General features: G+C 50.9%; 12 protein-coding genes. 4 read left to right on the top strand and 8 right to left on the bottom strand.

Translation table 11 applies throughout. The features are described 5' to 3' along the window. Positions 1 to 22: 22 nt before the first annotated feature. The 7 genes from murB to ACJJI5_RS13545 all read right to left on the bottom strand — a co-directional run bounded on the left by murB (position 23) and on the right by ACJJI5_RS13545 (position 8516). Positions 23 to 1039, bottom strand: a complete 1017-nt coding sequence (gene murB / locus ACJJI5_RS13515) for a UDP-N-acetylmuramate dehydrogenase (RefSeq protein WP_445354334.1) — start codon at positions 1037 to 1039, stop codon at positions 23 to 25. An 11-nt stretch (positions 1040 to 1050) separates the two neighbouring features. Further along, positions 1051 to 1818: a 3-deoxy-manno-octulosonate cytidylyltransferase gene (gene kdsB, locus ACJJI5_RS13520; RefSeq protein ID WP_445354335.1), complete on the bottom strand. Its 768-nt coding sequence runs from the start codon at positions 1816 to 1818 to the stop codon at positions 1051 to 1053. Continuing rightward, positions 1808 to 2842 carry a tetraacyldisaccharide 4'-kinase gene (gene lpxK / locus ACJJI5_RS13525; protein ID WP_445354336.1) on the bottom strand — a complete coding sequence of 345 codons (1035 nt, stop codon included), beginning with the start codon at positions 2840 to 2842 and terminating at the stop codon, positions 1808 to 1810. The genes kdsB and lpxK overlap by 11 nt, the downstream gene beginning before the upstream one ends. Before the next feature lie 9 nt (positions 2843 to 2851). Then, positions 2852 to 4681 (bottom strand): lipid A export permease/ATP-binding protein MsbA, encoded by a 1830-nt coding sequence (msbA, locus tag ACJJI5_RS13530; protein WP_445354337.1) that lies wholly within the window; start codon positions 4679 to 4681, stop codon positions 2852 to 2854. Positions 4682 to 4764: 83 nt separating this feature from the next. Beyond that, entirely contained in the window at positions 4765 to 5184 is a 420-nt protein-coding gene (locus ACJJI5_RS13535) for an ExbD/TolR family protein (protein WP_445354338.1), read from the bottom strand. 15 nt (positions 5185 to 5199) lie between these two features. Continuing rightward, on the bottom strand, positions 5200 to 5823 hold the full coding sequence (locus tag ACJJI5_RS13540) for a MotA/TolQ/ExbB proton channel family protein (RefSeq protein WP_413665667.1): 624 nt from the start codon (positions 5821 to 5823) through the stop codon (positions 5200 to 5202). A 113-nt stretch (positions 5824 to 5936) separates the two neighbouring features. Continuing rightward, positions 5937 to 8516, bottom strand: coding sequence for a DNA internalization-related competence protein ComEC/Rec2 (locus ACJJI5_RS13545; protein ID WP_445354339.1), 2580 nt, complete (start codon positions 8514 to 8516; stop codon positions 5937 to 5939). Between the two features lie 270 nt (positions 8517 to 8786). Between ACJJI5_RS13545 and ACJJI5_RS13550 the strand changes: the two genes are divergently transcribed. After that, on the top strand, positions 8787 to 9725 hold the full coding sequence (locus ACJJI5_RS13550; RefSeq protein ID WP_444905367.1) for a porin: 939 nt from the start codon (positions 8787 to 8789) through the stop codon (positions 9723 to 9725). A 120-nt stretch (positions 9726 to 9845) separates the two neighbouring features. Here the strand turns inward: ACJJI5_RS13550 and ACJJI5_RS13555 are convergent, their stop codons facing one another. Continuing rightward, on the bottom strand, positions 9846 to 11330 hold the full coding sequence (locus ACJJI5_RS13555; protein ID WP_445354340.1) for a bifunctional 2-methylcitrate dehydratase/aconitate hydratase: 1485 nt from the start codon (positions 11328 to 11330) through the stop codon (positions 9846 to 9848). Between the two features lie 158 nt (positions 11331 to 11488). Between ACJJI5_RS13555 and ACJJI5_RS13560 the strand changes: the two genes are divergently transcribed. From ACJJI5_RS13560 to trhP, 3 genes are all read left to right on the top strand, one after another. Beyond that, positions 11489 to 12112, top strand: coding sequence for a Crp/Fnr family transcriptional regulator (locus ACJJI5_RS13560; RefSeq protein WP_445354341.1), 624 nt, complete (start codon positions 11489 to 11491; stop codon positions 12110 to 12112). An 87-nt stretch (positions 12113 to 12199) separates the two neighbouring features. After that, a complete protein-coding gene (locus tag ACJJI5_RS13565; RefSeq protein ID WP_445354342.1) occupies positions 12200 to 12769 on the top strand; it encodes a cytochrome P460 family protein in 570 nt (189 codons plus the stop codon). A 167-nt stretch (positions 12770 to 12936) separates the two neighbouring features. Then, positions 12937 to 14292 carry a prephenate-dependent tRNA uridine(34) hydroxylase TrhP gene (trhP, locus tag ACJJI5_RS13570; RefSeq protein WP_445354343.1) on the top strand — a complete coding sequence of 452 codons (1356 nt, stop codon included), beginning with the start codon at positions 12937 to 12939 and terminating at the stop codon, positions 14290 to 14292. The last annotated feature ends 94 nt before the right edge of the window (positions 14293 to 14386 follow it).

The raw sequence follows: 14386 nt of genomic DNA on the forward strand, positions 1-14386 counted from the left end.
AATGCAAACAATCTTAAATAGATTAAGGGTAATAGCGCGGCTCGGGCTCCAGGGTAACACCGAACTTATCCTGCACATCAGAAGCGATAGCGCGAGCCAATCTTGTTACATCATCACCGCAGCCCCGGCCGGGATTGACCAAAACCAATGCCTGCTGGTGGTGAACACCAACCGCTTCTTGCCGCCTACCCCGCCAACCAGCGCGATCAATTAGCCAGCCTGCGGCCAGCTTCCAACCCTCACCGCTGGCATAGGCTACTAAATCCGGATGTGCAGATTTAAGGTTTTGGTAAATGTCCGCATTCACCACAGGGTTTTTAAAAAAACTGCCCGCGTTGGGAATTTGATCGGGGAGCGGCAATTTACTGTTGCGAATATCGATAACCGCAGCGGCAATTTGTGCGGGTGTTAAAGAGTCACAATCCCAACCCTGCTGGCCAATAAATTGCTGCAGCGCCGGGTAAGCTACCCTGGGCTGCCAATCTTGCTCAAGGCGAAGATTAACCTGGGTAATAATAAACTGGTCACGCAACCGCCCTTTAAACACGCTGTCCCGGTAATCAAACTCACAGTCCGACACGGAAAAGTTATGTAGTGCACCTGTAGAAATTTCCATAGCCTGCAAGCTGCAAAAAAAGTCGCACAACTCGACACCATAGGCGCCGATATTTTGGATTGGGGCTGCGCCCACCTTACCAGGAATCAGCGCGAGGTTTTCCAAGCCTCCCATACCCTGTTCAACAGTAGACATAACCAACTGGTGCCACTCCTCTCCGGCCGCCGCCTCAATCGTGCCGCCGCGACCATTGGGAGTAATAGTTAGCCCTCGCAACCCGACCTGAATAGCAAGCCCGGGAAAGTCCCCCGTCAATACAATATTACTGCCCCCACCTAAGGGCAGGATCGGCAAACGCTTCTGCTGCGCAAAGCTCAAAGCCTCACGCAATTCATCCAGTGTTTCCACACGCGCAAAAAAAGCGGTGTTTGCCGAAATTGCCAGGGTATTGTGGGGCTGTAAATCGATATTGACTTCAATCATTAGCTTCTACATCAGGCCAGGGTTTCTCGCATGCGCTGAAGATCCTGCTCAGTATCTACGCCACCGGGCACTTCTGCGCAGGCATCCGCTACATGAATCTCTTGATCGTGGTAAAGAAAACGCAGCTGCTCCAGAGCCTCAAATTGCTCTAGCGGGGCCATAGGCCAGGAGACAAACTGACGTAATAGCGAAACACGGTAAGCATAGATACCGATATGACGGCGAGGTTCCAAGCCATTTGGTAGTTCACTGCAATCCAACGCGAAGGCATCTCTGGGCCATGGGATTGGCGCTCGGGAAAAATACCTGGCCAACCCGGACTCTGTTGTCACTACCTTGACGATATTCGGGTTGCGAAAATCCTCCACTGAGGTGATGGGTTCCGCCAGGGTTGCAACGCCGGCTCGCTTGCTAGCCGCCAGGTTTTCAGCCACTTGATTTATCACCTCGGCGGGTATCAAGGGTTCATCGCCCTGCACATTGACCAAAATGCGGTCCTCGGCAAGGCCCAGGTTCTGAGCCACCTCCTGAAGCCGGTCAGTTCCCGAAGAATGCTCGGCAGATGTCATACACACCTCGGCGCCGAAGCCGTGGGCCACCTCCGCTACACGCATATCATCGGTGGCGATAACCACCCTCTGGGCATCGCTCTCACGGGCACGCAAATAAACATGCTCTACCATCGGCTTGCCGCCGATATCAGCCAAGGGCTTACCTGGTAGACGACTGGAGCCATAACGTGCAGGAATAATGACATCAAAAGAAGAGTTACTTTTCATTTTCACTAAATTGTTGCAGGTGCTTATGCACTTTTTGGTAGAAATCGTTTGGCAGTTTGGCTCGTACTTCAAGGGCCCACCAGTGACTTTCCCAGAAATCGCGGCACTTCACCGCATCTTTCATAGTCATAATCACTGGAGTTTCCCCGTCAAAGTGCAGCTCCTGGGGACTGAATTGATGGTGGTCATCAAAAGGCTGCTCGGTAACCTCAAATCCCATTGCTTTCAATGAACGGAAAAAGCGCTTCGGATTGCCAATCGCCGCAACACCGTGACAAGGCCCCACCTCCGGCCCCGAAGACAACTGCAATGTGGATGTTTGGTCGAGGTTAAACTGGTGCCAGCAGGATGGTTCCAGTGTCATTCCAAGCTCTAAAAGCCCGTCACATTGATCTTTGACACGCACTTCAGGCTCTCCATTACTCACCAGCATGTCGACACTTTGCAGGCGACTCGCCGGCTCTCTGAGAGGCCCCCTCGGCAGCAGGTGACCATTGCCCAACCCACGATGGCCATCAACCACACAAATCTCAAAGCTGCGCCACAAACTATAGTGCTGTAGCCCATCGTCAGACAAAATAACATCGCACTGATGGTAATCGATCAAAGCCTGGGCCGCCTCAGTGCGATTGGGAGAAACCATCACCGGCACACCGGTGATCAGATGCAGCATCAGTGGCTCATCACCAGATTCCAATGGGTGGGATTGCGCTGTCACCTGATAAGGGTATTTTTCTGCACGACCTCCATAACCGCGACTGATAATTCCCGGATTTCGCCCGCGCTCTTTCAGCCAGCGAGCCAACTCCGCCACTAATGGTGTCTTACCGGCACCCCCGACAGTAATATTACCAATAACAATAACAGGGACAGAGAGAGGTTCCGGTGGAGTGCGCGAGCTCAGTACCCGGCGCCGCTTGCTGACACCCCCATAGAGTAATTCCAGCGGAGTGAGCAGGGAGAGCGAGCGACCTTCACCCTTTTCCGGGTACCAGCGCTTGTTAAACCAGTCTTCCAGTGACATCCAGGTGCCCTACCCCGTTGTTTGCTGCTGTAAAAGAGACGCGTATCGCCCACCCTTGGCGAGCAGTTCTGCGTGATTCCCACTCTCTATAATTCGACCTTTCTCCATCACCAGGATGCGATCGGCATTCTCAATCGTGCTTAGACGATGGGCGATAACAAACGTAGTGCGGTTTTTCATGACTTCAGTCAGAGCCGCCTGAATATGGCGCTCCGATTCATTATCCAGTGCTGAGGTGGCCTCATCCAAGATCAGTATGGGCGCATCCTTAAGCAGGGCGCGGGCAATAGATAAACGCTGGCGCTGGCCGCCGGAAAGCATCTGCGCATTATCCCCCAGAACCGTACTCGACCCCTCAGGTAGCTCTTCAATAAATTGAGCCGCATGTGCCTGCTCCATAGCACGCAGAACATTTTCCTTGGGTGCATGTTCCAACTCACCGTAGGCAATATTGCGATATACAGTGTCGTTAAACAGTACGATATTTTGGGAAACCATACTGATATGACGGCGCAACTCTTTAAGTGGCACCGTGGAAATATCAGTCCCATCAATCAGGATACGTCCACCTGTCGGCTCGTAAAATCTAGCCAGCAAACTTACCAGCGTGCTCTTGCCGGAGCCAGATGCACCCACCAGGGCCACCGTTTCTCCCGGACTTACCGCGAAACTGATGTCGGAAAGTACTTTGGGTGCTGCCGGGTCATAGCTAAACTCAAGCCCTTCAAAAGCTACGGTGCCATTCACAGGCTTAGGTAGCTGAGCTTCACCACCCTGAGGCTCTCTGGGAGCATCCATTACCTCAAAGATACTCTCCGCTGCCGCAATGCCCTTCTGGATATCGGCAAAAATCTCGGAAAGACTGCGCACCGGCTTGGCCAGTGATGCAGCCGCACCAATGTAGGCGGCAAAAACCCCAGCAGTCATGGACTCAACCATACCCGGTGCAAGAGCCAGCCAGACAATAGTTGCTGTAGACAAACCAACCAGTATCTGAATCACAGAAACACTGGCATTGTTTGCTACTACGAGCTTCATAAACTGCCGGCGGTTATTGTCGCTGGCAGAGAGGAAACGGGATTTCTCGTAATCCTGCCCCCCATACATCCGCACCACTTGGTAGCCATTGATCGCTTCCTGGGTGACATGGGTAACGTCGCCCATGGAATTCTGAATGCGATGGCTTAATTTGCGGAAACGCTTACCCACGATGCGCACAATAAAGGCGATCAAAGGGGCAAAAAGGAAGAAGGTTAAAGTCAGCTTCCAGTTCACCAGTAACAGGTAGGTCAAGAGACCGATTACCGTAAACGACTCGCGGAAGAGCACCTTCACCGCCTTGGTGATGGAGTTGGTTACCTGCTCAACATTGTATGAGACCTTTGAGATCAGGTAAGCGCCGGTATAGCGGTCAAAATAGGAGCTGGGAAGCTGGCCAATTCTCTCGAATAGCTGTGTTCGCAACTCGTGGATCACCGCCCGCCCCACATAGGCCAGACCATAACTTCCGACAAAATTGCCAATAGCCCTGAGGACAATAATCAGCAACATTGCAAGCGGTACAAGCCAACGAGCAGTCTCCTGGGGCATTACTCCATCGGGGTAATAGGATGCTACAAACTTTGAGAGAAAGCCGCGGCTCTCCTGGATACCAGCTCCCACTGCATCGAGCAACAGCTCAGTCACAGCAATCAGGCTGACGCCCATGATCGAAAACAGGAAGAAGCCCAGTACCGCAACCCCGAAAATCGCCATGTGCGGGCGGGCATAAGTGAGCAATCGACGGTAAGTTTCCGCCCCATTTTGCGGTTTGCTGGGGGGCGCTTTTACTTTCTTCATACAGACCAATGAATGGACTCGCCCCTACTGGGGCGAGTGGGCACAGAAACCGAAGGTAAGTCAGCTCCCTACAGGGTTCCGCGCTAGTTTTCTTCCGGCTGCCGTGTAGTAATGCTTAGGTTGACAAAGCCTAGCTGTCCAGCGGCATCCATTGCCCGAACCACGGCTTGATGATGAGCGGTGGCGTCGGCGGTTATAACAAGCGGGCGATTGTACTCGCCTGCGGAAACTTCCGACAGCGCAGATTTGAGGGTGTTGATCTTCTTATTGATCAAAGCTTGTCCATCTACTAAATAAGAACCATCAGCACTGATCAAAATCTCTACAGATTTTGGTTGGTCAACAGACTGGGGGCCTGCTGCTTCAGGCAGGTTCAGCTTAAGATGGCTTTCCTTGGTGAAGGTTGTAGACACCATAAAGAAAATCAACAGCAGGAATACCACATCGATAAGTGGTGTCAGGTTAACCCCTTCCTGCTCTGTGGATTGGCGGCGGAATTGCATCGCTTGCTACCCCGCTCAAGCCGCATCTTCGATTTTACGATCGCTGTGCAGAGCATCCACAAGCTTGACGGCTTCCTGCTCCATTGCCACAACAATCGTGTCAACGCGACGCTGGAAGTATCTGTGCGCCATTAACGCCGGAATAGCGACAGTCAGACCAGCGGCAGTGGTGATCAATGCCTGGCTGATACCGCCGGCCAGTACGCCTGCATTACCGGTACCCTCCACCATAATCGCGGTGAATACCTGGATCATACCGATCACAGTACCCAGCAAGCCAATCAGCGGTGCTACGGCAGCAATCGTGCCCAGAGCACCCAGGAATCTCTCCAGTTCATGCACGACCTGGCTGGCGGTTTCCTCGATGCTGTCTTTCATTACTTCGCGACCGTGGCGGGAGTTGGACAGGCCCGCAGCAAAAATTTTTCCCAGTGGGCTGGAATCGCGCAGCTCCTTCAACTTTTCCGCATTGACCTGGTTGTTTTTAAGCCAGCCCCACACCTCACCTAATAAAGTACGTGGTGCAATATGCTGCGAGTGCAAAGTCCAGAAACGCTCGACACAAATAGCAATAACCGCTACAGAGCAAAACAGGATTGGCCACATCAGCAGGCCGCCGGATTTTATTATCTCAAACACTTTCTTAGCCCCAGAAAACCAGAGGGAATTTTTGGAAAATTATTACTGCGTCCTCGACGCAGAGCAGCACTTTATCACAGCTGGTGCCGGCGGCTAAGTCCTCCCACGCATCCTTATTCCCTGTTGTGACTCGCATACCAAAACCGTGGTGCCAAACGAGCCTGTAAAATTTGCGGCTCTTGATCTCCAGCTCGCCAGAAAAATTCTACCGCTCCGCTCTCCGCAGTACTGAAAATACTGGCACCGAAGTTTTGGTAGCGCTCCACAACATCGGTGTGAGGGTGACCAAAGTGGTGGCGGAAACCGGCACTAAATACAACCCGTTTAGGTCTTGCCCACTCGAGCAAAGCGGCCGATGAGGAAGAGCGGGAACCGTGATGAGGCGCAATCAGTACGTCAACAGCGGGAAATTGTGGATACATTTTAGACAGTTGATATTCAACCTTACGACTGATATCCCCAGTAAGCAGTAAACGCACCCCCTGCCATTCAGCCAAAATTACACAGCTGTGATCGTTCTCCTCACCATCCAGTAATTCCTCTCCCTGTGCCGTTAAGGAAGGCCATAACCATCGAAATGATATATCTCCCAGTTGCTCTTCCGTTCCTGCCCGACACTGCTCAGTAATCGTGGTTGCCGATAGTGGTAAATTGCTAGCTAAAATCCCTGGGGCATAGAGCTTTTTTGCTTCAATGTTTCTAAGTAAACCCGCCACGCCGCCGGCATGATCCCTATCTCCATGACTGACGATTAGTACATCGAGTTCACTACCCCCGCTACTCATCAAGTAGGGAGCCACTATCGAACCTCCCGCGCTCCAGCCCGAGGGGATTGAAGGCCCTGCGTCGTAAACAATACGACTTTTTCCAGTGCTGATAACTACTGACAACCCCTGACCAACATCCAGCACTGATAACTTCAAACGCTCATCTGCCGGCGCCAATGTAGAAAGCCAGGGCTGAGCAACTGGAAGAAAAAATAACCAGCCTAACTTGCGTCCTGGCAACCCTTTAGGCAGCAAAAGTAGCACCGCGCCAAGCCCAGCGATGACTATCACCAATGCAGTGGAGGCAATCGCAAAACCACGGAACCCCGGTATCGAATGATCGACAATATCGAGCGCAGTCATCAGCAGATCCAATTGCCAACCTGCAAACTGCAGCAGCCAAACACCCAGCTGAGTATCAATAAATACAGCACCTAACATAAGTGATGGCAAAATAGACAGGCCCATCCAGGGAATCGCTACAAGATTGACCAATACACCTGAAAGGCTAAAGCCAGAAAAATATATTATCGATGGGATAAACAGGCCAATTGCAATCAGCCACTGGCTTCGCAACAGCTGCCATAACGATAACTGGGAAAATCGGTGCTGCCATGAGGTTACAGCACCAGGGGCCTCAGCCTTCGGCCTCCATTGCGGCTCTCGACTTAAGCTAATTCGCCCACTGAACCCCAAAAGCAGACTGCCGACGGCCACAAAGGACAACCAAAAACCAGCACTGTAAAAAGCCAGTGGCTGCAGGGTAAGCACTATTGCCAGAGCCAATGAAAAAGCAAAACCCGCTCCCAGTCTGCGCCGCCAGTGCCAACCCAGTAATAGCACCCAGGTCATTACAAGCGCCCGTTGTGCGGATAGAGGAACGCCGGCGATCAAGGTATAAACAAGGCTCGCCACCAAGGCGAGTCCTATCGCAATACCAAAACGGCTGGTGCCCGTAAAAAGCCCAATCCCTTTTGCCAGTACGGTGCCCATCAACAAAATACAACCGGCCACCATGCCCACATGTAAGCCGGATATGGCAATAAGGTGGCCCGTACCTGTCCTTTTAAGCAGGTCGGTATCACCTTCGCTCAACTGACTGCGATCTCCTAGTAATAACGCCGCTATCAGGTCCGGTCGCTGGATCGGTAACTGACTAATTTGGGAGCGCAATTCATCCCTTAGCTCGATAATGCCATTCCCCTGCCCCAGCCACTGAGGAGGATAATCGCGGGGGCGAACATACCCTGTTGCCGTAATCCCCTCTCGCAAAAGCCAGCCTTCATAGTCGAATGTATGTGGATTCACACTTCCCCTAGGGCTTCTCAATCGCACAGGCAATATCCATTGAGAGCCACCCCGCAGACGAGCTAGAGCCTCACCGTCAACTCGGTACCAGGTTAGGTTGAGAAGGCTACCGATAGATAGCTCTGGCGGTGCTAACTGGCCACCCTCTTCACCTAAAGAACTGAAAACAATATCCACAACTCGAGCGCGAAAACGCACCGTTTGTAATTCTGAACTAGCGCCAAACCCTCCCCCCTCAGTTAATTCAGGCAGCGAGACCAGGTTCAACTGAAGTACAAAGTCCGCACCATGTGCACCGAGGGGGAGCCGGCGATCCAGCGATGATTCATGAGAGTGGAGTGCCCAGGTCGCACCAATAAAGGAGAGAAAGATCAGAGCAAGGGGGCGCCAGCGGCGTATTACCACCCAGGCAAACAAAGCTACAGAGAGATACAGTGCCCACAGAGTGCTTTCAGCGGGTAATCGGGCAGAACAACCCACCGCGATAATAGAAAGCGAGTAGACCCAAAGGTATGTGCTGGGCCCCGTGTAGCCGAGAATGCCTCTCGCCTTAGCCAGCAGGCGAAAAAGCCCGTGAATTCGCCCCCCCAAATTCGATAACTCCATCCGCAGCGCCATCCCTTACACCGCCCTTTTTGTTCAACTATTGACCACCTCTACTCAAATCAACGATGATTGCGGCCCGCCGCTTGAAGCGCCTAAAACCTCACTACAACTAGCTTACCTGCCATTCGTAGCACCGACCAGTCACATATTTTTAAGAAAAATGCCATTTTTAACATGTTTGTAATATTCAAAACGCAGAATCCGCACCAAATCGAAAGGCAGCCAACTAGGACGACACGGAAGGCACCTTTCACCCAAAACCATAAACTGTGCGAGACGATTATGAATAAGACCGCTCTCTCTCTGGCCATCGTTGCCATGGTACCTGCTCTGGCCAACGCCCAAGATGAAGGCGATGTACTCGACTTTTACGGCAAAGCCAATGTCACTTTCCAGGCAGCCGACGAAGGTGACGATTCCGTCACTGACGTTCAGAGCAACGCTTCCCGCCTGGGCGTTAAGGGCGAAATCGCCCTGACTGAAGGCGTTAAAGGTATCTACCGTATGGAATACGAAGTAGATATGGACGGTGACGCTGACGATACTTTCTCCCAGCGCAACATCTACGCTGGCCTGGAAGGCGGCTTCGGCCAGGTAATCGCTGGTAAATTCGATACTCCCTTGAAGGTTGCCCAGAAGAAAGTTGACCTGTTCAACGATCTGGAAGGCGACATCAAGAGCCTGATCACCAACAGCGATAACCGCGAAGAAGACGCGCTTCAATACACTACCCCTTCTTTCGGTGGCTTCAAAGCTTCCGCTGCTTTCATCAGCAACAAAGAAGAAGTTATTGACGACGTAACGGGTGAAGAGCGCAACAACGGCGTATCCATGTCTGTCGCCTACGATAACAACGGGGTTTACCTGGCCTACGCTATGGACCAGGACGTTGAGGGTCAGGACGTTGACGTTCATCGTTTCGTGGCCCAGTACAACATCGGCCCCGTACAGGTAGGCGCCCTGTTCGAAGAGCAAGACGCTGACGCCGGCGACTCTGTTGATGGCTGGATGAGTTCTGTTGCTTACAAGCTGGACCAATGGACCCTGAAAGCCCAGTATGGCCAGTCTGACATCAAGGAAGAAGGCGGTGAGACTTTCAGCCTGGGCGCAGACTACAAATTCAACAGTGCAGCCAAAATTTTCGGCTTCTACACCGATGAAACTGCTGACGACGACTACGATCGCAGCTACGCCGGTGTTGGTGTTGAATACAAGTTCTAATCATTCCTGAGGTGCGGCGATCCAATTTGGGAAGTGCGATTCTGTCGCATTGGGAAGATTGAGCAGTGAAAAAGGCGGCCTATGGCCGCCTTTTTCACTCTGGAGTTTCCTGAGGAGCCTCTAAATAACCAATAGATCCATAAAGCGATTAACTGACAACTGCTTTAATCCATGAAGATCATTAATAGCTGCAAAAATTTTGTTAGCCCGCCCTTGTGGGAATCGCGTAGCTAAATTATTACGGAACTTATCTTCCAATAACGGAATCCCCTCCCGTCGGCGACGACGGTGTCCCATCGGATATTCAACTTCAATCTTTTCTGATGCGTCACCACTTTTAAAGAATACTTGTACCGCACTGGCTATAGAACGCTTATCTGGGTCTAAATAATCTTTTGAGTAACCTTTATCTTCTATCACTTCAATCTTGTCCCGCAAGATATCGATCTCTTTGTGCTCACGATGAAAATCATCTTCATAAAAACCTGGCTGTAAATCACCAAAAATGAGCGCCACTGCAACAATATATTGCAAACAGTGATCACGATCTGCCGGGTTATTTAATGGACCTGATTTAGTGATGATGCGAAGGGCTGATTCATGTGTGGTCACTACGACCTTAGTAATGTTATCGATACGGTCTACAACCTGTGGGTGTAAAATAATTGCCGCCTCACAAGCTGTTTGACCGTGAAACTCAGCCGGATAAGAAATTTTGAATAGGATATTCTCCATGACATAGGAGCCAAAACTTCTAGGGAACTGAAAACTGCGCTCTGAAGGTGGTTTCAATTGCTGCTCAGCATTCGTCTTGCTAAAAAGGACATCATAAAAACCCCATTGCTGTGCCGTAAGTACTCCGGGCACCCCCATTTCTCCACTTATCGCCAAATCAGCCAAGCGAACCCCACGGGAACTGGCATCACCTGCAGCCCAGGACTTGCGTGATCCAGTATTCGGGGAATGCCTATAGGTCCGCAAAGCTCCACCATCCGCCCACGCCTGAGACACCGCGGCCATTATTTCCTCCCGCCCAGCACCTTTAAGCCAGGCAGCCACAGCGGCAGAAGCAACCCGCACCAGTAGTACATGATCGAGCCCAACCCGGTTGAAACTGTTAGACAATGCCAAGACACCTTGAATCTCGTAGGCCTTGACCATTGCTTCGAGTACCGTGCCCATTTTTATTGGGCTTTCCCCCTTAGCTAATTGATCTTGCGATAAGTAGTCACAAACAGCCAATATTGCCCCAAGATTGTCAGAGGGGTGCCCCCATTCAGCCGCCAACCAAGTGTCGTTATAATCGAGCCATCGAATTGTACAGCCGATATCCCATGCGGCTTTTATCGGGTCCAAGCGAAACCGGGTGCCAGGTACTCGGACCCCATTCGGCACCCAGGTCCCCTCCACCCAGGGCCCTAACAACTTTGTACATTCAGGAAAGCTCAGCGCCAAAAAGGCACACCCCAAGGAATCCATCAGGCTAAATCGAGCTGTTTCCCAGGCATCACTGGAACCCACTTTGAAATGAAGCACATAATCTGCAATATCCTGTATCACCTGATCGTAATCGGGGCGGATATTCGGAGCGGAGTCAGCAATCATGATTGAATAGCCCGTGAAAGTGTCGGAGGGCAAAACAGATGGAGTAAGGTTAGCTGCTCCCTAAACTTCAAATAGATAAACAAACGACCGAAGAATTCTATATTGTTAGGAATCTCTGAAAGCAGGAATCAACCCACTTGCACCGAACTAGCGACCCAATGAAAAAACTTCGATTCCTCAAAGAAACGGTATTATTCCGACAAGGGGATTCTGGTCCCCAGATTTATTTTATTCATGCCGGCTACGTCCTTATCCAAAAAGTGGACTACTGTGGCAACCTAGCCATTGTCGATCTCTATGGGCCCGGATCATGGTTTGGACCAGGTCTAACTGGGAAAAACCTGGACCTTCAAGCAACCGCCAAATCCGACAGTGAACTGGAAGTTACTTCCGCTCAACATCTAAGCGTCATGATGGAGCGCCATTCACAGACCCACGATGGGCTGTTGCAACAACTAGCCACAAGGGAGTCTCAGCTTCAGCAGCGTCTTTTCCTCCACATCACCGCCCCCTTACCGGTCCGGTTGGCCAACTTGTTATCTCAGCTATTTAATTACCGGGGGCAAGCCTGTGGCCATGGACATCAACTCGACATCAAGTTGACCCAATCCGAATTGGCCGCCATGGCCGGTGGAAGCAGGCAAACGGTCAGCCAGCTCCTTAAACAGTGGAAGTCTGATGGAGTTATCGACTATACGCGCCAATATATCTGCCTTCTCGATCAAACCGCGTTAAAAGGCCTGGCAGAGAACCAAATATATGCGCCAGTGTCAGCCAGCTGACAGTTTTACCCTTCCCGCCTTCATATACTTTCCAGCAGCTGAAACCCGGGTATAGCTCTCCCACATCAACAGCAATGGAAAAGGATTATGCGCAGCGCCTACTTATTTACCTCTTTAGCTCTGACACTCGTATTGGGTATTTCTGCAAAGGCCGATGAAAACCTCAATTCAACCTATAAAAGCATGGTTGATAGCCAGGGGAATATTACTTTGCCGGATAATTACCGCCGGGAATGGGTCTTCCTGGGCTCCTATCAGGTAAAGTCCTCGAGTGGCGATGGATGGGATACTCATAATGTTTATACCCAACCTCAGGCAGTAGAAGGGTATCGCAAAAAGGGGAAGTTTCCCGATGGGACAGTTTTGGTAAAGGATGTTAATAGCACCCAATCGGAGCCCTTAACCACAGGGTTGGCTTATTACTCCTCAGACCTTCAATTCACTTTTATGATGGTAAAAGACGATAACAACCGCTTCCCAGAAAACCCGGCTTGGGCCGAAGGCTGGGGATGGGCTTTATTTAAGCCAGAAATAGCCAAAAGTGAAACTGAAACCTGGAAAGGCACCGGGCTTAACAACTGTTTTGGATGTCATTTGCCTGCCAAGAATAATGACTGGGTATACACACAGGGTTATCAGCAGGTCCTGCAGAACTAAAAAGTAAACAGCAAAAATCAGAGGTTAGAGGTCTATTATTCGGCTAGAGTAACAGCATAGATTCCCTCCATAACAGCTTATCACCCCCACCCCAGCGCCAATTGATTTATATCAATTAGCGCGATCTTGAATACCGTTAACATGCGGCCGCGTCCGACTATTCCACTATGAGTTTTTCCGTGTTTAAACCTGAGTTACTGTCCCCCGCAGGGACTTTAAAAAATATGCGATATGCGTTTGCCTATGGAGCCGATGCCGTTTATGCCGGCCAACCCCGCTACAGCTTGCGTGTGCGCAATAATGAATTTAAAAATATTGAAACCCTGCGCCTAGGCATAGAAGAAGCACACCAGCAGGGAAAACAGTTCTATATCGCCTCTAATATCGCCGCTCACAACGACAAAGTTCGCAGTTACCTGCGGGACCTGGAAGAAATTGTCGAAATGGGGCCTGACGCCCTGATTATGTCCGACCCAGGTCTGATAATGATGGTAAGGGAGCGCTGGCCTGATCTGCCAGTCCACCTATCCGTACAGGCCAATGCGGTAAACTACGCGACCGTAAAGTTCTGGCATCGCCAGGGATTATCTCGGGTGATACTTTCCCGGGAATTGTCCCTGGATGAGATTGAAGAAATTCGCCAGAAAGTGCCTGAGATGGAGTTGGAAGTCTTTGTCCACGGTGCACTCTGTATCGCCTACTCCGGGCGCTGCTTGCTGTCCGGTTATATGACCCATAGAGATGCCAATCAGGGCGCCTGCACCAACTCCTGCCGCTGGCAATACCAAGCTCATGAAGCCAAAGAGAATGAAGTTGGCGAATTGATTCATGTGCAAACCCAGGAACCTATCCAGGAGTCCAACCAGCAACCCACCTCCACCAGTGACAGTACTTCACAGGCCTTTTTATTACAGGAAGAAGGTCGCCCTGGCGAATATATGCCGGCCTATGAAGATGAGCACGGTACCTACATCATGAATTCCAAAGATCTGCGGGCCGTACAGCACGTCAAGCGCCTCACGGAAATGGGGGTTCACTCTTTAAAAATCGAAGGTCGCACCAAATCCCACTACTATGTAGCTCGTACAGCTCAGATCTATCGTCGCGCGATAGACGATGCAGCAGCAGGAAAAGACTTTGACATGAAGATGATGGACGAATTGGAAACCCTCTCGAACAGAGGCTACACGGAAGGTTTCTACCGTCGCCATCCACCAGCAGAATACCAGCAATATGAAAAGGGATTGATATCAACTCCGGGCCAACAGTTCGTAGGCGAGCTTATTGATGGCAGTCCTGAGTATTTGACGATTGATGTTAAAAATCGCTTTGAACGCGGTGATCAATTGGAGTTAATGACTCCCAGCGGTAGCTTGTTCTTCCCCTTGGAGCAAATGGAGAATACGGAAGGCAAAGCGATCGATATAGCTCCAGGATCCGGGCATATCGTGCAAATACCCCGACCAGAGGGGGTTGATGACGATCAACTTCAACAGGCGCTATTGGTCAAAGCTCTGGGATAACCCTCGGCCTGTAATTTGCACTAAGACTTATCAAGCCCTTCGTTTTACAAATATATTTTGTTAAAGGTGTAGCGGTTTAGACAATCTACCGGAT

This window comes from Microbulbifer maximicatervae (SeqCode) (genome assembly GCF_052467955.1).

Coding starts and splice junctions, on each gene's coding strand:
- ACJJI5_RS13545 (WP_445354339.1), bottom strand. CDS start 8,516: ATGGCGCTGCGGATGGAGTTATCGAATTTGGGGGGGCGAATTCACGGG.
- ACJJI5_RS13555 (WP_445354340.1), bottom strand. CDS start 11,330: ATGATTGCTGACTCCGCTCCGAATATCCGCCCCGATTACGATCAGGTG.
- ACJJI5_RS13560 (WP_445354341.1), top strand. CDS start 11,489: ATGAAAAAACTTCGATTCCTCAAAGAAACGGTATTATTCCGACAAGGG.
- murB (WP_445354334.1), bottom strand. CDS start 1,039: ATGATTGAAGTCAATATCGATTTACAGCCCCACAATACCCTGGCAATT.
- msbA (WP_445354337.1), bottom strand. CDS start 4,681: ATGAAGAAAGTAAAAGCGCCCCCCAGCAAACCGCAAAATGGGGCGGAA.
- kdsB (WP_445354335.1), bottom strand. CDS start 1,818: ATGAAAAGTAACTCTTCTTTTGATGTCATTATTCCTGCACGTTATGGC.
- ACJJI5_RS13535 (WP_445354338.1), bottom strand. CDS start 5,184: ATGCAATTCCGCCGCCAATCCACAGAGCAGGAAGGGGTTAACCTGACA.
- ACJJI5_RS13565 (WP_445354342.1), top strand. CDS start 12,200: ATGCGCAGCGCCTACTTATTTACCTCTTTAGCTCTGACACTCGTATTG.
- trhP (WP_445354343.1), top strand. CDS start 12,937: ATGAGTTTTTCCGTGTTTAAACCTGAGTTACTGTCCCCCGCAGGGACT.
- lpxK (WP_445354336.1), bottom strand. CDS start 2,842: ATGTCACTGGAAGACTGGTTTAACAAGCGCTGGTACCCGGAAAAGGGT.
- ACJJI5_RS13550 (WP_444905367.1), top strand. CDS start 8,787: ATGAATAAGACCGCTCTCTCTCTGGCCATCGTTGCCATGGTACCTGCT.